Below are 585 nucleotides of genomic sequence, written 5' to 3' on the forward strand. Positions count from 1 at the left end.
GCCGTATAAAAAGCGTTAGGCATACAAGGGACTTCTATGAATATTCGAACATTTAGAATGCTGGTATTACTTTACGTTGCCATATCGATTGGCGGTTCAATACTCAACCAAAAGTACCTTTTTTGGCTTATCCCAGATGAAATAATAGGTACATGGAATGCATATAACACTTTTATCTTTGATCTTAGAGATTTGCCTTCCACGGTAAATCTCGGCCAGTTTCTCATAAATTTGTTACTCTGGATTTATGGTACGGTTGGTCTTATCTTTTGTTGGAGATATTCACGAGAAGCGTTTTTAATATCAACTTTTCCTTTGTCTATAGTTATTATTTTTATGGCTACGTCCCATCTTACTCACGCAGGCGCTCTTGCGCTTGATTATGTTGAATGGTCTTTGGCTGGAGCGATAGTGTGTGCCAGTTACTTCACACCGCTCAAAGATAAGTTTGGAAAGCAAAAGCCGGTGACAAAGTATGCCTAACTGTTTAAGAGTGATTCGCAACGCTTGGCACTTTTGGTTTGAGTTAAGTCGAGTGATTACGGTGGTCTATTGAGTGTCGTGGTCGCGTGCTTCACACCTTAA

1 protein-coding gene is annotated in these 585 nt (G+C 40.0%); it reads left to right on the forward strand.

Annotated elements, in window-relative coordinates; all coding sequences use genetic code 11:
- Positions 1–36 precede the first annotated feature (36 nt).
- Entirely contained in the window at positions 37–483 is a 447-nt protein-coding gene (locus tag KIV40_RS26925) for a hypothetical protein (RefSeq protein ID WP_285352237.1), read from the forward strand.
- Positions 484–585 lie beyond the last annotated feature (102 nt).

The organism is Vibrio sp. D173a (assembly GCF_030248475.1).

Bases quoted from the DNA above. Each gene is read 5' to 3' on its own strand.
- KIV40_RS26925 (WP_285352237.1), top strand. From the start codon at position 37: ATGAATATTCGAACATTTAGAATGCTGGTATTACTTTACGTTGCCATA.